Raw genomic sequence first — 19,823 nt, 5'->3', positions numbered from 1 at the left:
GTGGACACCTACCAGAAGACGGCGCGGACGACGACCCGGCGGCTCGGCGACCGCGCCTCCTATGACGCGGGCCTGATCCACGCGATCCTCGACGAGGCGTATGTCTGCCACCTCGGCTTCGTCGTCGACGGCGCGCCCCGCGTGCTGCCGACCCTGCACGCCCGGATCGGCGACGTGCTCTATCTCCACGGCTCCACCGGCAGCGGCCCCATGCTCGCCGCGCGGCACGAGGGCCTGCCCGTCTGCGTCACCGTGACCCTCATCGACGGCCTGGTGCTGGCCCGCTCCCAGTTCAACCACAGCATCAACTACCGCTCGGTGGTCGCCCACGGCACCGCGCGGCTGGTCACCGACCCGCAGGAGCGGGAGGAGGCGTTCGCCGCCCTGGTCGACAAGGTGGTGCCCGGCCGCGCCGACGACAGCCGGCCGGCCAGCGCCAAGGAGCTCGCACAGACGGCCCTGCTGGCCCTGCGGCTCGAGGAGGTCTCGGCGAAGACCCGCGCCAAGGGCGTCGGCGACGACGAGGCCGACCTCGAGCTGCCGCACTGGGCGGGCGTCGTGCCCCTGCGCCTGACGATGGGCCGCCCCGAGCCGGATCCCGCCTCGGCCGTGCCGCTGCCGAAGTATCTGCGGCAGGACGCCTCGCCCTGGCATGCCGCGCCCACGCTCCGCGGCTCGCATGTGGTGATCGAGCCGCTCGACCGCGTCCATGCCGAGGGGCTGTTCGCGGCGCTGGACGATCCCGACGTATGGACGCACCTGACCGTCCCGCGGCCGGCCTCCGTCGCCGAGATGGCGCAGGTCGTGGCGGCCGCGGTCGACGACCCGGGGCGCGTGGCGCTCGTGCAGCGCGACCCGGCGACGGGGAAGATTCTCGGCTCGACGTCCTACTACGCGGTCGACCCGGCTCGGCGGTCCATCGCGATCGGCCACACGATGCTCGGCCGCCCGTGGTGGCGCACCGCGATCAACACCGAGTCGAAGTTACTGCTCATGGGGCACGCGTTCGACACGCTCGGCGCGATCCGGGTGGAGTGGCACACCGACGTCCGCAACGAGCGGTCACAGCAGGCCATCGTGCGGCTCGGCGCCCAGCGCGAGGGCGTGCTGCGGGCCCACCGCCAGCGGCCCGACGGCAGCTGGCGCGATACCGTCTCGTTCGCGATGATCGCCGACGAGTGGCCCGGAGCGCGGGACCGGCTCGCTGCGGCGCTGGCAGCTGGAGGTCGGTAAGTGCTCGGCGTCACCAATCCCTGGACCTATGTGCTCGGCACGGCCGCGATCGTGCTGCTGCCCGGGCCCAACTCGATCTACGTGCTGTCCGTCGCGGCCCGCCGCGGGGTGCGCGACGGCTACCGGGCGGCGGCCGGCGTGTGGCTCGGCGACGCGGTGCTCATGACGCTGTCGGCCGGCGGCGTGGCCTCCCTGCTGCACACCTACCCGTGGCTGTTCAACCTGGTGAAGTACGCGGGCGCGGTCTACCTCGCCTACATCGGCCTGCGGCTGGTGATCGACACCGTCCGGCGGTTCCGCCGCCCGCCCGCGGTGCCGGCGGCCGTGGCCGCGCAGCCCGAGGCGCCGGCCGACCGGCCGTTGCGCCGCGCACTGGTGATCAGCCTGCTCAACCCGAAGGCGATCCTGTTCTTCGTCTCGTTCTTCATCCAGTTCGTCGACCCGGCCTATCCGCACCCGGTGGTGAGCTTCGCGATCCTCGGCGTGATCGCCGAGGTGCTTTCCGCGCTGTACCTCACCGTGCTGATCTTCGGCGGGCGCTACCTCGCCGACCAGTTCCGGTCGCGCCGCAAGCTGGCGGCCGGGCTGAGCGCGACGGTCGGCGGCGCGTTCGTGGCGTTCAGCGTGAAGCTCGCGACGGCCAACCTGTCCTGACAGTGCGCGAACGCATGGGGGTCCCTCACCAGCGGTCGGTGAGGGACCCCTTCGCTGCCCGGCCAGGCAAGCTCGGTGCGTCAGGTGGACGGCGGGTCGGCCACCACGAGATCGGGGCGGCCGAGCTCGCGCAGCAGGTCGTTGACCACGCGGTGGTCGTTGCGGCGCCGCTCCGGCGCGGCGCGGCCACCGGTCAGCAGCGTGAGGCGGGCGCCGCCGCGGGCCGGGCGCTGGTGGCCCTGGTAGACGAAGTAGTGGACGGCGGCGCGGACGCGCGCCCGGTCGACGGCGCTGGCGCCGGACGTCTCGGCGATGAGGCGGCGCAGGGCGGCGGCGACCCGCTCGGCGTGGTCGACGTCGGCCTCCGGGCGGCCGGAGCGCAGCGCCGCGAGGTACGTGTCCAGCTGCCGCAGCAGCACGTCGGACTCCTGCCGGACCGCCCGCGCGGCGATCGTGCGCTGTCCTGCCACCGGCGACTCCTGTGCGTCCTGCCCGCCCGCTGGGCGCGGCTACGTTCACCCTTCGCGGCGTCGTGCCGCCGCGCGGGGATTCGCACACATTAGCCAAACTCCTCAATTCGGGCAAATAGCCATAATCCGATCGGCCGATGGTTCGGAAAGTGTCGTACCCCCGAGGCAGGATGGGTGGCATGAAGGAGCTCGGTGGGTTCGGGGCAGCGACGCGCGAGTGGTTCCGCGCCGCGTTCGCGGCGCCGACCGCGGCACAGGCGGGGGCGTGGAAGGCGATCTCCGCCGGCCGGCACGCGCTCGTCGTGGCGCCGACCGGCTCCGGCAAGACCCTCGCGGCGTTCCTGTGGTCCCTCGACCAGCTCGCCGCGCACCCGCCGGCCGACCCGGCCAAACGCTGCCGCGTGCTCTATGTCAGCCCGCTGAAGGCCCTCGCGGTCGACGTCGAGCGCAACCTGCGCGCCCCGCTGACCGGCATCCGGCAGGCCGCCGCCCGGCTCGGGCTGGAGCCGCCGGACATCCGGGTGGCGATGCGCACGGGCGACACCCCGGCCGACGAGCGGCGCGCGTTCACCCGCACCCCGCCCGACATTCTGATCACCACGCCGGAGTCGCTCTATCTGCTGCTCACGTCGCAGGCCCGGGAGTCGCTGCGCGGCGTCGAGACGGTGATCATCGACGAGGTGCACGCCGTGTGCGCCACCAAGCGCGGCGCGCACCTGGCGCTGTCGTTGGAGCGGCTCGACGCCCTGCTGGAGCGGCCCGCCCAGCGGGTCGGCCTGTCGGCGACCGTGCGGCCGATCGACGAGACCGCCCGGTTCCTCGGCGGCGCCGCGCCGGTCGAGATCGTCCAGCCGCCCACGGCCAAGACCATCGAGGTCGAGGTCCAGGTGCCGGTCGAGGACATGACCGCGCTCGGCGAGGCGTTCAACGGCGACGACGACGAGGACGGGCCGCGGCAGGCATCGATCTGGCCCGCGGTCGAGGAGCGGGTGCTCGACCTCATCGAGGCGCACCGGTCGACGATCGTGTTCACCAACTCGCGGCGCGGCGCCGAGCGGCTCTGCGCGCGGATCAACGAGCTCGCCGGCGCGCGGGCCGGGGTGCCGCAGCCCGACCAGGCGCGCACGCCGGCCGAGATGATGGCCCAGGCCGGCACCGCCAACGGGGCGCCGCCCGTCGTCGCCCGCGCACACCACGGCAGCGTGTCCCGCGAGGAGCGCAAGCACATCGAGGAGGCGCTCAAGTCCGGGCAGCTGCCCGCCGTGGTCGCCACCTCCAGCCTGGAGCTCGGCATCGACATGGGCTCGGTCGACCTGGTGGTGCAGATCGAGGCGCCGCCGAGCGTCGCGGCCGGCCTGCAGCGGGTCGGCCGGGCCGGGCACCAGGTCGGCGCCGTCTCCCGCGGCGTGGTGTTCCCCAAGCACCGGGGCGACCTGGTCTCGTGCGCGGTCGTGGCCGAGCGGATGGTCGAGGGCGGCATCGAGGAGCTGCGTTATCCGCGCAACCCGCTCGACGTGCTGGCCCAGCAGATCATCGCGATGGTGGCGATGGAGCCCTGGCACGTCGACGAGCTGGCGGCGCTCCTCCGCCGCACCGCGGTCTTCGCCGACCTGCCCGAGTCGGCGCTGTTCGCGGTGCTCGACATGCTCGCCGGCCGCTATCCGTCGACGGCGTTCGCCGAGCTGCGCCCGCGCGTGGTCTGGGACCGCACCGAGGGCGTCCTCACCGCGCGGCCGGGCGCCCAGCGGCTGGCCGTGACGAGCGGCGGGACGATCCCCGACCGCGGCCTGTTCGGCGTGTTCCTGGCCGGCGCCGAGAAGGCGGCGCGGGTGGGTGAGCTCGACGAGGAGATGGTCTACGAGTCACGCGTCGGCGACGTCTTCCTGCTCGGCTCCACCTCGTGGCGCATCGAGGACATCACGCCCGACCGCGTGCTGGTCTCCCCGGCGCCCGGCGCCGCCGCCAAGATGCCGTTCTGGAAGGGCGACTCCCCCGGCCGGCCCGTCGAGCTGGGCCGGGCGATCGGCGCGCGGCTGCGCGGGTTCGTGAAGTCGGGCGACGAGGCGGCCCGCGCCCACCTGCGCACCGGCGGGCTGGACGACTGGGCCGCCGACAACCTCCTGGCCTATCTGCGGGAGCAGCGCGAGGCGACCCGGCACCTGCCCGACGACCGCACCGTGCTGGTGGAGCGGTTCCGCGACGAGCTCGGCGACTGGCGGCTGACCGTCCACTGTGTCCTCGGCGCGCGGGTCAACGCCCCGTGGGCGCTGGCGATCGGGCGGCGGCTCAACGAGCGGTATGGCGTCGACGGTCAGGTGATGCCGAGCGACGACGGCATCGTGGTCCGGCTCCCCGACGTGGTCGACGAGCCGCCCGGGGCCGACCTGGTGGCGTTCGACCCCGACGAGATCGCCGGCATCGTCGAGGAGACGGTCGGCACGTCGGCGATGTTCGCCGCCCGGTTCCGCGAGTGCGCGGCCCGCGCGCTGCTGCTGCCCCGCCGCGACCCGCGCCGCCGCCAGCCGCTCTGGCAGCAGCGTCAGCGCTCGGCCCAGCTGCTCGACGTGGCCCGGGACTACGCCGACTTCCCGATCACGCTGGAGGCCGCCCGCGAGTGCCTGCAGGACGTGTTCGACGTCGCCGGCCTCGTCGGCGTCATGCGCGACATCGCCGGCCGCAAGCTGCGCCTGGTCGAGGTCGAGACGCAGCGGCCGTCGCCGTTCGCCCGGTCGCTGCTGTTCGGCTACGTCGGGGCGTTCCTCTACGAGGGCGACGCGCCGCTGGCCGAGCGGCGGGCCGCCGCGCTCGCGCTCGACCCGACGCTGCTCGCCGAGCTGCTCGGCCGGGTGGAGCTGCGCGAGCTGCTCGACCCCGACGTGGTCACCGAGACCGAGCGAAGCCTGCAGTGGCTCGGCGCCCAGCGCACCCCGCGCGACGCCGAGGACGTGGCCGAGATGCTGCGCGTGCTCGGCGACCTGTCCGACGCCGAGCTGACCGAGCGCGGCGCCGACCCGGCCTGGGCCGTCGAGCTCGCCGCCCGGCGGCGGGCGATCCAGGTGCGGGTCGCGGGCGAGGCGCGCTGGATCTCGGTCGAGGACGCCGGCCGGTTCCGCGACGCGCTCGGCGTGGCGCTGCCGGTCGGCCTGCCGGCCGCCTATCTGGAGCCGGTCGCCGACCCGCTCGGCGACCTGGTCTCCCGCTATGCGCGCACGCACGGGCCGTTCCTGGCGATGACCTGCGCGGCGCGGTTCGGACTCGGGGTGTTCGTCGTCGAGCAGGCGCTGCGCCGCCTCGCCTCGGTGGTGTCGGGCGAGTTCTCGCCGGGCGGCGCCGGCACCGAGTGGTGTGAAGCCGAGATCCTCCGTCTGCTGCGCCGTCGCTCGCTCGCCGCCCTGCGCCGCGAGATCGAGCCCGTGCCGCCCCGCGCGCTCGCCCGCTTCCTGCCGCAGTGGCACCACATCGGCGCCTCGCGGGCCCGCGGCGTCGACGCCGTCGCGTCGGCCATCGAGCAGCTCCAGGGCGTCGCCATGCCGGCGTCCGCGCTGGAGCGCCTGATCCTGCCGGCCCGCGTCGCCGACTACACCCCGGCGTATCTCGACGAGCTGTGCGCCTCCGGCGACCTGGTCTGGGCCGGTGCCGGCGCCATCGGCGAGCACGACGGCTGGCTCAGCCTGGCGTTCGCCGACACCGCCCCGCTCCTGCTCCCACCGCCGACCGACGTCGGCGGCCCCCTCCACGACGCCATCCTGACCGCCCTGGAGGGCGGCCAGGCCCTGTTCCTGCGCACCCTCGCCGACCGCGTCGCCGAGATCCTCGCCACCACTCGCCCGACGGACCCCATCGCGCCGCTCAACGGGCACGGACAACCCGGCCCGGCCGGCACCGATGGCCGAGCGGGGGCCGAAGGTCCGACCGGGACCGGCGGCCGAGCGGGGGCCGAGGGTCCGAGCGTGACCGGCGGCCGAGCTGAGGCCCGGGCCAGGACCGGCAACGGCGCCGGAGCGGGAAGAGCCGCAACCGAAAGCGCCGCAACGGGAAGAGCCGGGGCAGACAGTCCAGACGGGACCCGTGGCCGGGCCGTAGGCCGATCCGATGACCGGGTCGCTGGACGGACCGACGACCAGGCCCCGGCGGGCGGGATCGCGCGAGCGGCCGGGACTTTCTCGGAGGCGGATCTCGTCGCGGCGCTGTGGGACCTCGTGTGGGCCGGTCGGATCTCCAACGACACGCTGGCGCCGCTGCGGGCGAAGCTCGGCGGGGGCGGCGCGCACCGGTCGCGGCCGTCGGCGCCGCGCTCCCGCTACCGGCGGCCGGGATCGGCGATGGTCCGCGCGTCGCTCGCGGTCGCGCGGACCGGCCCGCCCACCGCGGCCGGGCGCTGGCACCGCCTGCCCGACCGCGACCTCGACCCGACCCGGCGCGCGACCGCCAACGCCGAGCTGCTGCTCGACCGGCACGGCGTCGTCACGCGCGGGGCGGTCATGGCCGAGGACCTGCCCGGCGCGTTCGCCGGTGTCTATCCGGTGCTCGCGGCGATGGAGGAGCGCGGGGCGGCGCGGCGGGGGTATTTCGTCGAGGGGCTGGGCGCCGCCCAGTTCGCGTTGCCGGGCGCCGTCGACCGGCTGCGGGGCGGCACCGAGAGCCGCGACTCGCTGGTGCTGGCGGCCACGGATCCCGCGAATCCGTATGGGGCGGCCCTCCCCTGGCCCGACCGCGTCGTCGACGCCGGCGACGGCGAGCGCTCCGGTCACCGGGCCGGGCGGAAGGCGGGCGCACTGGTCGTGACCGTGGGCGGCGATCTCGTGCTGTACGTGGAGCGGGGCGGCCGGACCCTCCTGTCGTACGTCGACGATGCCGACCTGCTCGCCCTCGCGGCCAAGGCCCTCGCCGACGCCGTCCACGCCGGTGCCCTCGGGGCGCTGTCCGTCGAACGCGCGGACGGGGAGTCGATCCTGGCCTCCCCGTTACGCGACGCGCTGTCCGCGGCCGGCTTCCGCAGCACGCCGCGGGGACTCCGCCTCCGCGGCTGACGACACCGACCACCGCCAGCCGAAGAGACGCCAGCCGAAGAGACGCCGGCCGAAGAGACGCCGGCTGGCCCAGGCCACCGGCCGGCCCAGGCCACCGTCAGCCGAGCGCGGGTTCGGTGGGAACCGCCGTCAGTTGTCCCCACCGATCGCGGAAGCGCCTACGGGAGGAGCGGGGCCACCTCGGCCGCGATCAGCTCCAAGTGGTCCAGGTCGCGCATGTCGAGGAGCTGCAGGAAGGCGCGTGAGGCACCCGCCTTGGCGAACTCGTTCAGCTGCTCGGCCACCTGGGACGGGGTGCCGTAGATCTGGCCGCCTCGCTCGCGGGGGCCGTTCGGGTCCAGGCCGACCGCCTCGGCGCGGCGGCGGATCTCCGGCTCGTTCTCGCCGCAGATGATGGTCTGGGCGAACGAGAAGACGATCGGGGCGCGGCCGTCGCGGCCTTCTTCCTCGATGGCCGCCACGACGCGCTTGTAGGCGGCGTCGGTGTCGGCCAGCGTCGAGAACGGGACGTTGAACTCGTCGCCGTAGCGGGCCGCGAGCTGCGGCGTGCGGCGCGGGCCCTTGCCGCCGATGATCACCGGCGGGCCGGGCTGCTGGACCGGCTTGGGGAGGGCCGGGGAGTCCACGATGTCGTAGTACCGGCCCTCGAAGGAGAACGTCGAGCCCGGCGGCGTCGACCACAGGCCGGTCAGGATCGCCAACTGCTCGGACAGGCGGTCGAAGCGCTCGCCGACGGGTGGGAACGGAATGCCGTACGCGGTGTGTTCGACCTCGAACCAGCCCGCGCCCAAGCCGACCTCGACCCGGCCGTTGCTCATCGCGTCGACCTGGGCGATCGCGACCGCCAGCGGGCCCGGGTAGCGGAACGTCGCCGAGGTGACGAGCGTGCCGAGCCGGATCGTCGACGTCTCGCGGGCGAGCGCACCCAGCGTGACCCACGAGTCGGTCGGGCCGGGCAGGCCGGTGCCGCCCATCGAGACGTAGTGGTCGGAACGGAAGAACGCCTCGAAGCCGAGCGCCTCGGCCCGCTGGGCGATGGCGAGCTGGTCCTCGTAGCTGGCACCCTGCTGGGGTTCGGTGAACACGCAAAGCCGCATGAGTCCGACACTATCGTGGGGGCCGTGCCATGGATCTCGTTCACCACCGACTACGGGCTCGAGGACGGGTTCGTCGCCGCCTGTCACGGTGTCATCGCACAGATCGCGCCCGAGGCGCGGATCATCGACGTGACGCACCTGATCCCGCCGGGCGACGTCAGGAGGGCCTCGCTCGTGCTCGCCCAGACGGTGCCGTCGCTGCCCACGTCGGTGCACCTCGCGGTCGTCGACCCGGGCGTCGGCACGCAGCGCCGGCCGATCGCGATCCGGACGGCGAGCGGTCACCTGCTCGTCGGCCCCGACAACGGCCTGTTGGTCCCGGCGGCCGAGGCGCTGGGCGGCATATCGAGCGCAGTACATCTCACCAACAGGCGGTGGTTCGGCGGTACCGTGTCGCACACCTTCCACGGCAGGGACGTCTTCGCGCCCGTGGCCGCCCGCCTGGCCCGTGGCGACGACCTGAGCGCCGCCGGCGAAGAGATCGACGACGTGATACGACCGCGGCCGCCGCACGTCGAGCAGACGCGAACCACGATCGTCGCCGAGGTGCTGACCGTGGACCGGTTCGGCAACGTGCAGCTCGCGGCCACGGGAAACGTCAAAATCACCGCGGTCGACGGGCAAGCGGCCCGCAGCAGAAGCACGTTCGGCGCCGTAGAGCCCGGTGAGCTGGTCGTCTTCGTCGACTCCGCCGGCTACCTGGCCGTGGCCGTGAACCAGGGCAGCGCCGCCGAGCGGCTCACCGTGCAGCCGGGCGACCGGGTCACGCTGACGATCGGCGATTCGGCCACTCTCGGTTAGCGGGGTTCCCGGCATATGATCCGAGCCGGACGGGGATACATAAGCCGATCACACGTGCGGAGAGCGGACATGTCAGGCGCCGACTGGATGAAGCCCAAGCCCGACGCGACCAAGCAACCGGTCGACCTGCAGACCGACCGGCCCCACCCGGCCCGGGTCTACGACTACCTGCTCGGCGGCAAGGACAACTTCCCGGCCGACCGGACGGCCGCCGAGGCCGGCCTCAAGGCCAACCCCAACAGCCGGATCCCTCCGCGCGAGAACCGCAACTTCCTGCGCCGCGCGGTCGAGTATCTGGCGGCCGAGCAGGGCATCCGCCAGTTCCTCGACATCGGGACCGGCATCCCGACCTCACCCAACGTGCACGAGGTCGCCCAGGGCATCGCGCCCGACTCGCGAATCGTCTACGTGGACAACGACCCGATCGTGCTGGCGCACGCGCGGGCGCTGCTGACGAGCAAGCCCGAGGGCCGGACCGAGTACATCGACGCCGACCTGCGCGACGTCGACCGCATCCTCAACGCGCCCGAGCTGCGCGAGGTCATCGACTTCAACCAGCCGGTCGCGCTGCTGCTCATCGCGATCATGCACTTCGTGGGCGACGCCGACAAGCCGTACGAGATCGTGCAGCGGCTCGTCGACGCGCTGCCGTCGGGCAGCTTCCTCACGCTGACGCACCTGACGGGCGACTTCGACGCGGCCGCGTGGGACCGGGTCGCGGCGATCTACGCGAAGCAGGGCGTGACCATGCAGGTGCGCCCGCACGACGACATCGCCCGCTTCTTCACCGGCCTGGAGCTGGTCGAGCCGGGCCTGCCGATCGTCACGAAGTGGCGCCCGGACGCCGACGTCAACCCCGACGCCACCGACACCCAGGTCGCGGTCTACGGAGGCGTGGCGCGGAAGGCGTAGACAAGCGAGAGATCCACAACGCATAAGCCCTCCGGCGGCGGGCAGAGCCCCTTCGTGGTGCGCAAGGCCCCGCCGCTGGTCGCGGTCGTGCTGCTGCTGGTGGCGGCGCTCGTGGTACCCCTGCAGCCGCCGAGGCTGTCGAAAGAGCTGTGCGTGCAGGACATCGTGCAGGCCAGAGCCGTCGCCGGTCTCGCCAACTTCTCCGCGTGGCTGCGCCGCAACCACGCGAGCGGGTTCATCGGCGAGATGGGCTGGCCCGCCGACCGCGACGCCGCGCAGTGGAGCGGCGTCGCGGAGGCCTGGTACGAGGCGGCGGACATCGTCGGGCTGCCGGTCACCGCGTGGGCGGCCGGCGCGTGGCCGGCCAACTACCCGATGGCCGTCTACCGGCCCGTGGCGCTCGGCCAGCAGCTCGACGTCGACGTGGCCGGACCGCAGGCGAAGGTCGTCGAGGCGCACGGGACGACTCCGCGGTACCTCCGGGGAGTCAACCTCGCCGCGGGCTCCTTCGCGGCCTCGGACAGCAACGGCGGCTTCGGCACCGGCAACCCCGGCCGCTACGGGCACGACTACACCTACGAGACGCCGGAGAGCTACCGGTTCCTGGCGAGCCGCGGCATCCACCTCGTGCGGCTGGCGGTGAACTGGGAGCGGCTCCAGCCCCGGCCGTTCGGCCCGCTCGACCAGGTCGAGGTCGAGCGGGTCCGCCAGGCGCTCAACCACGCGCAGGCGGCCGGCCTCCAGGTGATCGTCGACCTGCACAACTACGGCGACTACGCGGACGGCGGCGGGCAAGCGGGCCACTTGCGCATGCTGCGGCTCGGCGACGACGAGCTGCCGACGACCGCGCTCGCCGACTTCTGGAAGCGGATGAGCCGGGTCGCCGACAACCCCGCGGTCATCGGGCTGGGCCTGCTCAACGAGCCGACCCGGCTGGCCGCCGACGGGCGGGCCGGCGCGCTCATCTGGGAGCGGGCGGCGCAGCAGTCGGTCGACGCCTTGCGCCGCATCGGCGACCGGCGGGCGATCCTCGTCAGCGGGTACGTCCCGATGGGGCCACCCTCGTGGGGGCAGATGCACCCGGTCGCCTGGATCACCGACCCGGAGAACAACGTCGCCTACGAGTCGCACGCGTACTTCGACCACGACGGCAGCGGCAAGTACTGGATGTCCTACGCCGACGAGCTGCGCAGCGTCACCTGGCCGCCCCCCGCGCTCTGCCAGCGCCTGACCCCGATGAACCGCCAGGTCCTCCATGCGTGACCGCGCACTCGCGGTCGGCCTGGTGGCAGCGTTCATGACCCTGCTCGACGTGAGCATCGTGAACGTGGCGATCCCCTCGATCCAGGCCGGCCTCGACGTGGGCGACAGCGGCCTGCAGTGGGTGCTCTCCGGCTACGCCCTGACGTTCGGCCTGCTCCTGGTGCCCGCCGGCCGGCTCGGCGACGCGCGCGGCATCCGCGGCGTGTTCGTCGCCGGCCTGCTCGGCTTCACGCTCACCAGCGCGCTCGCGGGCGCGGCCCGCAGCGAGGCCTGGCTGGTCGTCGCGCGGCTGTTGCAGGGCGCCGCCGCCGGCGTGCTCAATCCGCAGGTCACCGGCCTGATCCAGCGCCTGTACCGGCCGGCCGAGCGGGCCCGCCCCTTCGGCCTGCTCGGCGCCACGGTCGGCCTGGCAACGGCGATCGGCCCGCTGCTCGGCGGCCTGCTCATCCAGGTCGCCGGCCCGGCCCAGGGGTGGCGCTGGATCTTCTACATCAACGTGCCGGTCGGGCTGGTGGCGGCGGTGCTGGGCTGGCGGATCATCCCGCGCCGGCCGGCCGAGCGTCGCCGGAAGGAGAGCCTCGACCCGGTCGGCGTGGTGCTGCTCGGCCTGGCCGTGGTGCAGATCCTGCTGCCGCTGGTGCAGGACCGGCAGTGGCACACGCCGTTGAAGTGGCTGCTGGTGCCGACCGGCCTGGCCACGCTCGCGGCGTTCGTCGCCTGGGAGCGGCGGTTCGGCCGCCGGACGGTGCCGCTGGTCGAGCTCGGCCTCTTCCGGGTGCGCTCCTACCGCCTCGGCACGATCGTGGTGCTCGTCTACTTCGCCGGCTTCACGGCCAATTTCTTCATCTTCACGCTGTACCTCCAGCAGGGCCACGGCTACTCCGCGCTCGCCGCCGGGCTCACGCTGACACCGTTCGCGGTCGGCTCCGGCGTGGCCGCGTTCGTCGGCGGCCGGATCGTCAACCGCTTCGGCCGCCCCCTGGTGGCCACGGGCCTGGCCGCGGTCATGACGGGCTTCGCCGCTTCGATCGTGGTGATTCAGGTTGTACCGCAGGTGCCGGCGCCCCTGATCCTGACCCTGCCACTCCTGCTGGCCGGCGCCGGGAGCGGGCTGGTGATCACGCCGAACCAGACGCTGACCCTCGCCGAGGTGCCGGTCGACCGGGCCGGCAGCGCGTCGGGCGTCATGCAGACCGCGCAGCGCATCGGGGCGGCGTTCGGCATCGCGGCGATCGGCTCGGTGTTCTTCGCCCGCCTGAGCGCGACCGGCGCCGACTGGACGGCGGCGCTCTCGGCGGCGTTGCTCAGCGCGATCGGCTTCCTCCTGCTCGCCCTGGTGGCGGCCCTGGCCGACATCCGTGGCGCCCGCCGCCTACGCTCTGAACAATGAGACGCTGGTCGATCTTCATGCTGGGCCTCGGCGCCGGCGCGTTCGCGGGCGCGCTGCTCGCGTCCCCGACCGCGATGTGGACGGGCGCCGGCCTGGTCGTCGCGGCGCTGCTCTGGTACGCGCTGACCGGCGACCGCCCCGCGCCGGCGCCGGCCCCGGACCCCGCGGTCGCTCCGGTGTTCTCGGGGCTCGGCTCGGAGGTCGACCGCATCCTGAGCGTCGCCGAGCACCAGGCCGGCGAGATCGTCGCCGACGCCCACACCCAGGCCTCGCGAATCCGCGGCGAGTCGTGGGTGGTGTGGCGGCAGGACGACAACGGCAACCGGGCCGAGGTCGCCCGGGTCAACTCCCGCGCGGCCGCCGACACCCTGGCGACGGCGATGGAGGCACGCGGCCACCGGCAGCTGTTCTGGGTCGCCGCCGCGGCCGACTGAGCGCGCGGCCGTCCGTCGGCCGCCGCCGACCAGGCACGCGGCCGCCTCCGCAGGGCAGGATGGGGGCATGCCCGAAGGCGACACCGTCTGGAACACCGCGCGCGTCATCGGCGAGGTCCTGGCGGGCCAGGTCGTCGAGCGCAGCGACTTCCGGGTGCCGCGCCTGGCCACCGCCGACCTGGCCGGCTGGACGATCGCCGACTCCGCCTGCCGCGGCAAGCACCTGCTCCTGCGGTTCATGCGGGACGGCGAGCCGGGCATCACCCTCCACTCACACCTGCGCATGGACGGGACCTGGCGCACGTACAAGGCCGGCGAGCGCTGGACGGGCCGCCCCGCCCACCTCATCCGCGTGGCCCTGCACACCCCGGCGGCGGTCGGCGTCGGCTACCACCTGCACGAGCTGCAACTGGTGCCCACGGCCGACGAGGCCCGGCTCGTGGGCCACCTCGGCCCCGACCTGATGGGCGACGACTGGGACCCGGCCGAGGCGGTGGCACGCCTGCGCCGCCGCCCCGACCGCTGGATCGCCGACGCGCTGCTCGACCAGCGGAACCTGGCCGGGATCGGCAACCTGTACAAGGCGGAGACCCTGTTCCTGCGTGGCCTGTCCCCGTGGACCCCGGTCGGCGAGGTGCCCGGCCTGGAGGCGGTGGTGGACCTGGCCCACCGCCTGCTGAACTCGAACCGCGGCCGGTGGACCCAGGCGACCACCGGCTCCCTGCGCCGAGGCGAGACGAACTGGGTCTTCGAGCGCTCCGGCCGCCCGTGCCGCCGCTGCGGAACGACGATCCGCCGCTGGACGGGCGGCGACCACGAACGCCTCACCTACTGGTGCGACCACTGCCAGCCCGGCTACCCGCCGCCCTGAGCGAACGTCCGGCTGCCGCCGGGCGAAAACCCCGTGCGGGCACCCGGTAGGGTCTTGGTGGCACGCCTGCGGACCGCCGGGCCCGCTCGCGGGGTCTTCCGGTGAGGGCTTTCCGGCGGGCGTGCAAGCCGGTGCGTTTCTGGGGAGGAGCGATGGGCACGACGACCGCGGGGCCGCGGTGGACCACCGGCTGAGCCGGCGAGGGCTCCTCGGCGGGGCCGGCGCGTCGCTCGTCGCGACCCTGCTCGGCGCCTGCGACAGCGCGCCCGGGGTCACGCTGACCGAGTCGCCGGCCGTGCTCCCGCCCGCCGACACCGCGCTCGCGACCTGGGAGCTCGCCGGCGGCTTCACCGGCCCCGGCATGCTCGCCCTCCGCGCCCCGCGCCTGGTCGTCTACGGCGACGGCGAGGCGATCGCCGACGCCGCATACCGGGCGCGCCTCGACGCCGACCAGCTCCAGTCCCTGGCGTCCGGGCTGGCCGGCGACCTGCGCTCGGCCGGCGCCCAGAAGAAGCCGACGGCGACGCCGACCGTCGTCGACGCCCCGGTCACCAAGGTCTCCGTGTGGTCCGACGCGGGCGTGCTCTCCTTCAGCGCCGAGGCCCTCGACGAGACGAAGAACGATCATCTGTACGCCGACGTGCTGTACAACGCCCGTGACCGCCTGGCGACGGTCCACAAGATGGTGTCGACGAAGGCCCAGCCGTATCTGGCGGCGCGCGTGCGAATGGTGGCGGCACCGGCGGAGGACGACGTCCTCGACGCGGTGGCCTGGCCGGCCGAGGTGACGATGCCCGCGGCCGACGCGGAGGGGCTGCGCAAGGCCGACCTGGACGGCGACGCGGCCCGGGCCGTCGTCCGGGTGCTCACCCGCGACCTGGACCAGCGCGGCGCCTGGCCCGCCTACCGCCTGGTGGACGGCAAGCTGATCCGCGCCAGCTGGCGCTACCTGCTGCCCAACGAGTAGGGCCTAAGCGGGCTGGGGCCGAGGGTTCGGGGCCGTGCGCAGGTCGGCCAGGCCCTCGGCGACGCCGCGCAGGAACGCCGTCGCGTCCGTCAGGTTGCCGACCGTGGCGCTGTCCTCGGCGACACATCCGGCCGCGGCGGTGACGAACTGCTCGTAGGCCGTCACGCCCTGCTCCAGCTGGGCCGCGAGCATCGCGTGCGCCGGGCGCAGCGACTCACCCGCCGGGCCCAGGCCCATCGCCCGCTCGACCGACGCCGTGCGCTGTGCCAGGTCGCGCAGCGACTGCTCGGCCACGGTGGCGTCGAGCACGGCGGCCTCGGCGGCCGGGCCCAGCCGGCCGATCAGGCCGCTGAGCATCGCCGAGGCCCGGTCGAGCCGCTTCCACGGCTCCGCCACCGTCAGGCCGCGCAGCCGGAACGCCTCGCGCTGGCGGTCGAACTCCGACAGCACGGTCTTGCCGGCCGGGAACCGCTGGACCAGGCCGACGAGCTTCTCGCGGGCGGCCGCGCCGACCAGCGCCGGGTCGGGCTCCTCGGGGACGGGGAGCCGGCGGAAGGCGCGGTAGTCGAGCCACCGCCAGACCGCGATGGCGATGGAGCCACCCGCTCCCGCCGCCCAGAACGCGTCGGGGAGGCCGAGCCCGCTGTACGGCACGAGGACTGCCGTGGCACCGGTGAGCAGTCCGGCCCGCACGGACCAGCCCCGCGCGGAGCGGTGCAGCCTCCGCAGTCGCTTCAGGTGCTTGGTCCGTGCCGTGGCCATGGTGCCCGCCCCCCGGGGTTCGCTCAGGTTCAGCTCGCGCTGGCGGAGTCTCCCGCCGCCTTGTCCTTGTTCATGCTGGCCCGGATCTCGTCGAGGCGGGCGACGCTCGCGTCCTTCTGCCCGGTCGGCGCCGAGACGGCGGGCGATTCCGGGGTGGCTGCGAGCTTCTCGCCGGCCATGCTGGCGCGGATCTGGTCCAGGCGGGAGCTGCCGGCCATGTCGAGCGTCGAGCGCTGCACCTCGAGCATCCGGCCCTCGACGGAGTTGGAGGCGAGCTCGGCGCGGCCCATCGCGTTGGCGTAGCGGCGCTCGATCTTCTCGCGCACCTCGTCGAGCGACGGGGTGTTGCCGGGGGCGGCGAGGCCGCTCATCGACTCCAGCGACTTGGCGACCGTCTCCTGCATCTTCGCCTGCTCCAGCTGGCTGAGCAGCTTGGTGCGCTCGGCGAGCTTCTGCTGGAGCATCATGGCGTTGTTCTCGACCGCCTTGCGCGCCTGAGCGGCGGCGTTGAGCGACTGGTCATGGAGGGTCTTGAGGTCCTCCATGCCCTGCTCGGCGGCGACCAGCTGGGTGGCGAACACCTGGGCGGTCTGCTCATACTGCGTGGCCTTGGCCTCGTCGCCCTCGGCGCGCGCCTTGTCGGCGAGCACGAGCGCCTGGCGGGCCGACCCCTGCAGCTTCTCGACCTCGGACATCTGCCGCGACAGCCGCATCTCGAGCTGCCGCTGGTTGCCGATCACGGCCGCGGCCTGCTGCACCAGCGCCTGGTGCTGACGCTGCGCGTCCTCGATCGCCTGCTGGATCTGCACCTTCGGATCGGCATACTCGTCGATCTTGGCCCCGAAGAGCGCCATGAGGTACTTCCAGCCCTTAGCGAACGGATTCGCCATTTCGCGGTCCTCTCTCGGCCTGCACAGGAACGTGCGCTTTCCATCGTGTCAGGCGCGCGCTAGAGCGTCACGCCCACGTTGAGGGCAAACCCCCGGAAATTACGGTCAAACCGGGTGAAACTTCACGCAACTCAGGGTGATCTCAGGGCCGCCCCTCCTCACTTTCCCTCACCTCCACCCGAGAGCGCGGAGCGCGACAGCTGCTCCGCCTCCGCGAGGCCCGCACGCAGCCCCTCGAGATCGTTGGTGAGCTCCGCGACCCGCGACGCCGTGAGCGACGTGCCGCCGGCCGTGGTGGCGTGCAGGGCGAGCAGCTCCGACATGCGGGCGACGAGGCCCTCCAGGCCCAGCACCGCCGCCTGCATCCGGGCGAGCAGCATCTCGCGGGCCTCGCGCAGCCGCCGGGCGACGTCGAGCTGGTCGGTGATCGCCCGCAGCGCCCGCTCCCGCTCCTCGCGCAGCGGCCCGGCCGGCACGCCGCGCAGCCCGCGGTGCAGCTGGCCGCGGTCCTGCTCCAGCTGCGGCGCGTTGATCCGGGCCGCGGACTGCTCGATGAGGGTGACCTGCCCGGCGAAGCGGGCCAGGTCGTCGAGCGCGGCGGCGGCCTGGTCGTCGACCTCGCCGATCTGGCCGCGCAGGACCGGGTCGGGCGAGCCCTCCGACTGCTGCCGCAGCGTGCGGACGGCGGCCTCGGCCCGGCGCAGCCACCGCTCGGCGTCGCTGCCCCGCGGCGGGGACGGCAGGTTGGCCGCCGGCTTGACCTGCGGGCGCGTGGAGCCGCCGCGGTCGGTCATCGCGCCGAGCCCGACCCGGATGCCGTAGACGGCGCCCGCGACGGCGAGCCCCACCGGCACGCCGACCAGCAGGCCGGCCGGGGCGAGCGCGGCCGCGACCGCCCCGCCCATGCCGCCCAGGATGCCGGCCGCGACGAGGCCCCACGGCTCGGTCAGCTGCTCCTTGACGCCCACGCCCGTAAGTGTGCCCTAGAAGTTGCTCAGGACGTTGACCAGAACCTTGTCGATCGTCGTCGGATCGCTGGCATCGTACGCCGCCGCCCGCGACGCCGACGAGATCCGCTGCAGGACGCCCAGATCGGCCTGCCCGCCGTACGCAATGGTGAAAACGCGCACCGGGATCTCTTTCTCGGAGGTGTCGATGTCGCGGATCAGCCCGTCGACGTCGCTGTCCTTCGGGTACTCGTTCTTGCCGTCGGTGAGCACCACGACCGCGTTGATGCGGCTCGGGTCGGCCGACGCCGCGACCTTGTTCTGGGCCGCCCGCGTCGTCGCGTAGAGGGCGGTACCGCCCTCGGCGCTGAGCGACTTGACGACCTGCTCCAGCCGCGCCCGGTTGGCCGACAGCGCGCCGATCGGGACCTGCTCCGTATACGGCGTCGCGGCCCCGTTGATCTCGGTCGAGAACGTCCAGAGGCCGACCTCGTCGTCGGGGGCGAACAGCGTCAGCGACTGCAGCGCGGCCTTCTTGGCCAGCTCGATGCGGGACATCCCGTTGCCGGCGTCGGTGTTCATCGAGCCGGACACGTCCAGCACGAGCAGCACCTTGGCCCGCTTGCGCTGGGCGTCCCACGTCGTCAGGGCCTTCTCCAGCACCTGCGGCGCCGGCGGGTCGATGACGGTGAACTTCGCGTCGGGCAGCAGCCCGTTCGCGGTGCTCAGACCGGCCCCGCCCTTGCCCTCGAACGTGCGGAACGCCAGGTCGGTGAAGCGCTTCTGCTGCTGGGAGTCCTTCACGTACCCCAGGAAGTCGTTGGCGGCCGCCTTCTGCTCGTCACTCGCGTTCGTCAGCACGACGTACGGGTGGTCGGACAGCAGCGTGCCTTCCTTCGGGTAGATCGCCACCAGCGGCACCCGCGGCTTGGGGCCCTTGCCCGCGAGCGCCGGGTCGCCGGTCGGGTTGCCCTGGTTGTAGTCGTAGACCGACTTCTCCTCGACGGCGACCGCGCTCACGTACGTCATGCCGCGCCCCGCCTGGTCGGCGGCGGCGAGGTTGGACAGGAACGTCAGCGTCGTGTCGCCGTAGTGCACGACGCCGGACTCGACCGACTTGACGTACTGCAGCACGCCCGCGTTCGACAGGTCCTTGTCGGTGAGGTCGGTCGACCGGCCGGTCGCCGCGAAGTAGGCGCCGACCGTGGCGTTGAGCCCCGACGTCGAGTAGTGCGGGTTGGTCTTGCCGAGCTTGAAGCGCCCCCACTCCGGGTGCCCCTTCGAGCCCCACCCGTTGGGGTCGTTGGTGAGCCCGAGCACGTCGCTCCAGCCGATCGGCTTCGACGGCCAGCCGAGCGCCTCCGCCATCGGCTTGGGCATCGCGAGCACCAGCGGCGACTGCGCGACCGTCGGCAGCTTCCCGTCCGGCACGAGGGTGCCCTTGTCACCGGCGGCGAGCCGCTGCTTCAGCAACGACACCCAGGACGACGCCGCCGGCGTCCAGACCTGCGGCACCGGCCCGTCCTTGTCCGCGTTCCAGCCCGCGGCCAGCGCGTCGAGCGCGGCGCCCGAGGCCTTCGAGGTCACGACCGGATCGGCGCACTTGCCGTCGAACCGCCGGTCGTCCTGGATGTAGCTCTTGGCGATCTGCTGCAGGAGCGCGGCCTTCTCGCTGGAGGCGGCGATGTTGAGCGTGATGCAGCCGTCCCGGTGCGGGTTGGCCTCCGGCTCGTCGCCGTCCTTGGTGGACGTCAGCACGAAGTAGACGCCGCAGATCGCGACCAGACCGACCACGACCGCGATGATGATCGGTAAGGGGCTACGCCGCCGCTGGTTCGGTGCCGGGAAGGTCACGGTTCGTCCGCCTCCGCGAGAAGCCTGCCGGTGCGCCGAGTGCCCGGCGTTGCACCAGTGTGGCAGGTGCGGTCGAGCCGCCCGGTGCCCCCCGGCCACCCGGTTGACCTTGCCTCATGCGGCCGAGCACCGCCGGCTGGAAGTCGCGCCCCGCGCACGCCACCGCACGGCGGGACGGGACGGCGGCGGGCCGGCGCCCCACGACGGAACAGAACGGCGGCTGCCGGCGCCTCGTGATCACGGAAGAG

15 protein-coding genes and 2 pseudogenes are annotated in these 19,823 nt (G+C 73.7%); 11 read left to right on the top strand and 6 right to left on the bottom strand.

The window, feature by feature from the left end; translation table 11 throughout:
* Together IEZ31_RS34700 and leuE are read left to right on the top strand one after the other, a co-directional pair.
* Positions 1-1,233, top strand: coding sequence for a bifunctional pyridoxamine 5'-phosphate oxidase family protein/GNAT family N-acetyltransferase (locus IEZ31_RS34700; protein ID WP_190254289.1), 1,233 nt, complete (start codon positions 1-3; stop codon positions 1,231-1,233).
* Positions 1,234-1,887, top strand: coding sequence for a leucine efflux protein LeuE (gene leuE, locus IEZ31_RS34695; RefSeq protein ID WP_190254288.1), 654 nt, complete (start codon positions 1,234-1,236; stop codon positions 1,885-1,887).
* A gap of 80 nt (positions 1,888-1,967) precedes the next feature.
* Here leuE and IEZ31_RS34690 read toward each other — a convergent pair whose 3' ends face one another.
* Positions 1,968-2,357 carry a hypothetical protein gene (locus IEZ31_RS34690; protein WP_190254287.1) on the bottom strand — a complete coding sequence of 130 codons (390 nt, stop codon included), beginning with the start codon at positions 2,355-2,357 and terminating at the stop codon, positions 1,968-1,970.
* A gap of 179 nt (positions 2,358-2,536) precedes the next feature.
* On the opposite strand from IEZ31_RS34690, the pseudogene IEZ31_RS34685 reads away from it, so the two are divergent.
* Both IEZ31_RS34685 and IEZ31_RS60020 read left to right on the top strand, forming a co-directional pair.
* Positions 2,537-6,160, top strand: a pseudogene (locus IEZ31_RS34685) (Lhr family ATP-dependent helicase); the annotation flags it as partial.
* A gap of 366 nt (positions 6,161-6,526) precedes the next feature.
* Positions 6,527-7,387 (top strand): annotated as a pseudogene (locus IEZ31_RS60020) (Lhr family helicase); the annotation flags it as partial.
* A gap of 158 nt (positions 7,388-7,545) precedes the next feature.
* Here the strand turns inward: IEZ31_RS60020 and IEZ31_RS34680 are convergent.
* Positions 7,546-8,484, bottom strand: a complete 939-nt coding sequence (locus IEZ31_RS34680; protein WP_190254286.1) for an LLM class F420-dependent oxidoreductase — start codon at positions 8,482-8,484, stop codon at positions 7,546-7,548.
* Positions 8,485-8,499: 15 nt separating this feature from the next.
* On the opposite strand from IEZ31_RS34680, the gene IEZ31_RS34675 reads away from it, so the two are divergent.
* The 7 genes from IEZ31_RS34675 to IEZ31_RS34645 all read left to right on the top strand — a co-directional run bounded on the left by IEZ31_RS34675 (position 8,500) and on the right by IEZ31_RS34645 (position 15,122).
* Complete coding sequence (locus IEZ31_RS34675; protein ID WP_190254285.1) at positions 8,500-9,285, top strand: SAM hydrolase/SAM-dependent halogenase family protein; 786 nt, start codon at positions 8,500-8,502, stop codon at positions 9,283-9,285.
* Between the two features lie 69 nt (positions 9,286-9,354).
* Positions 9,355-10,197, top strand: a complete 843-nt coding sequence (locus IEZ31_RS34670) for an SAM-dependent methyltransferase (RefSeq protein WP_229836104.1) — start codon at positions 9,355-9,357, stop codon at positions 10,195-10,197.
* 54 nt (positions 10,198-10,251) lie between these two features.
* On the top strand, positions 10,252-11,460 hold the full coding sequence (locus tag IEZ31_RS34665) for a glycoside hydrolase family 5 protein (protein WP_190254283.1): 1,209 nt from the start codon (positions 10,252-10,254) through the stop codon (positions 11,458-11,460).
* Complete coding sequence (locus IEZ31_RS34660) at positions 11,453-12,850, top strand: MFS transporter (protein WP_190254282.1); 1,398 nt, start codon at positions 11,453-11,455, stop codon at positions 12,848-12,850. Before IEZ31_RS34665 ends, IEZ31_RS34660 begins: the two co-directional genes overlap by 8 nt.
* The gene (locus IEZ31_RS34655) at positions 12,847-13,284 is read left to right on the top strand and encodes a hypothetical protein (RefSeq protein WP_190254336.1); all 438 of its coding nucleotides are present in this window, start codon (positions 12,847-12,849) and stop codon (positions 13,282-13,284) included. The genes IEZ31_RS34660 and IEZ31_RS34655 overlap by 4 nt, the downstream gene beginning before the upstream one ends.
* A 67-nt stretch (positions 13,285-13,351) precedes the next feature.
* Positions 13,352-14,155, top strand: a complete 804-nt coding sequence (locus tag IEZ31_RS34650) for a DNA-formamidopyrimidine glycosylase family protein (RefSeq protein WP_190254281.1) — start codon at positions 13,352-13,354, stop codon at positions 14,153-14,155.
* A 178-nt stretch (positions 14,156-14,333) separates the two neighbouring features.
* Entirely contained in the window at positions 14,334-15,122 is a 789-nt protein-coding gene (locus IEZ31_RS34645) for a hypothetical protein (protein ID WP_190254280.1), read from the top strand.
* A gap of 3 nt (positions 15,123-15,125) precedes the next feature.
* On the opposite strand, the gene pspM is transcribed toward IEZ31_RS34645, so the two are convergent.
* The 4 genes from pspM to IEZ31_RS34625 all read right to left on the bottom strand — a co-directional run bounded on the left by pspM (position 15,126) and on the right by IEZ31_RS34625 (position 19,515).
* Positions 15,126-15,884 carry a phage shock envelope stress response protein PspM gene (gene pspM, locus IEZ31_RS34640; RefSeq protein ID WP_190254279.1) on the bottom strand — a complete coding sequence of 253 codons (759 nt, stop codon included), beginning with the start codon at positions 15,882-15,884 and terminating at the stop codon, positions 15,126-15,128.
* 29 nt (positions 15,885-15,913) lie between these two features.
* Positions 15,914-16,774, bottom strand: a complete 861-nt coding sequence (locus IEZ31_RS34635; protein ID WP_190254278.1) for a PspA/IM30 family protein — start codon at positions 16,772-16,774, stop codon at positions 15,914-15,916.
* A gap of 158 nt (positions 16,775-16,932) precedes the next feature.
* On the bottom strand, positions 16,933-17,742 hold the full coding sequence (locus tag IEZ31_RS34630) for a hypothetical protein (RefSeq protein WP_190254277.1): 810 nt from the start codon (positions 17,740-17,742) through the stop codon (positions 16,933-16,935).
* Positions 17,743-17,757: 15 nt separating this feature from the next.
* Positions 17,758-19,515 (bottom strand): substrate-binding domain-containing protein, encoded by a 1,758-nt coding sequence (locus IEZ31_RS34625; protein WP_229836103.1) that lies wholly within the window; start codon positions 19,513-19,515, stop codon positions 17,758-17,760.
* Positions 19,516-19,823 lie beyond the last annotated feature (308 nt).

Origin of the sequence: Dactylosporangium sucinum, assembly GCF_014647515.1 — a bacterium.
In the GTDB taxonomy this organism is placed as follows: domain Bacteria; phylum Actinomycetota; class Actinomycetes; order Mycobacteriales; family Micromonosporaceae; genus Dactylosporangium; species Dactylosporangium sucinum.
Note: the sequence above shows the minus strand (reverse complement) of the source record. Positions and strands in the feature narration are given on the sequence as shown.

Excerpts from the sequence above, each read along its gene's own strand:
- IEZ31_RS34680 (WP_190254286.1), bottom strand. The coding sequence starts at position 8,484 with ATGCGGCTTTGCGTGTTCACCGAACCCCAGCAGGGTGCCAGCTACGAG.
- IEZ31_RS34670 (WP_229836104.1), top strand. The coding sequence starts at position 9,355 with ATGTCAGGCGCCGACTGGATGAAGCCCAAGCCCGACGCGACCAAGCAA.
- IEZ31_RS34660 (WP_190254282.1), top strand. The coding sequence starts at position 11,453 with ATGCGTGACCGCGCACTCGCGGTCGGCCTGGTGGCAGCGTTCATGACC.
- IEZ31_RS34655 (WP_190254336.1), top strand. The coding sequence starts at position 12,847 with ATGAGACGCTGGTCGATCTTCATGCTGGGCCTCGGCGCCGGCGCGTTC.
- IEZ31_RS34650 (WP_190254281.1), top strand. The coding sequence starts at position 13,352 with ATGCCCGAAGGCGACACCGTCTGGAACACCGCGCGCGTCATCGGCGAG.
- pspM (WP_190254279.1), bottom strand. The coding sequence starts at position 15,884 with ATGGCCACGGCACGGACCAAGCACCTGAAGCGACTGCGGAGGCTGCAC.
- IEZ31_RS34635 (WP_190254278.1), bottom strand. The coding sequence starts at position 16,774 with ATGGCGAATCCGTTCGCTAAGGGCTGGAAGTACCTCATGGCGCTCTTC.